The organism is Deinococcus alpinitundrae, assembly GCF_009982895.1.
GTDB classification, from domain to species: domain Bacteria; phylum Deinococcota; class Deinococci; order Deinococcales; family Deinococcaceae; genus Deinococcus; species Deinococcus alpinitundrae.
Genome location: NZ_WXZL01000253.1, coordinates 1 through 270, shown reverse-complemented (window position 1 = coordinate 270; position 270 = coordinate 1). Strand labels below are relative to the sequence as shown.

General features: G+C 34.4%; 1 protein-coding gene. It reads left to right on the top strand.

Annotation, left to right across the window (positions count from 1 at the left end):
• Positions 1 to 270 (top strand): formate--tetrahydrofolate ligase (locus GUI70_RS25690; RefSeq protein WP_161884572.1); only part of this gene is annotated, 270 nt, incomplete at both ends.

Sequence of the window (270 nt, the reverse complement as noted above, 5' to 3'; positions counted from 1 at the left end):
AATGCATTGTCTGCGTTTATCGATAATCATATTCACCAAGGTAACGAATTAGGAATCGATCAAAGACGTATTGAGTGGAAACGTGTATTAGATATGAATGATCGTGCACTTAGACATGTAAACGTTGGGTTAGGTGGACCTACAAATGGTGTACCACGTGAAGATGGCTTTAATATTACAGTAGCGTCTGAAATTATGGCGATTTTATGTTTAAGTAGAAGTATTAAAGACTTAAAAGATAAAATTAGTCGTATTACTATTGGTTACACT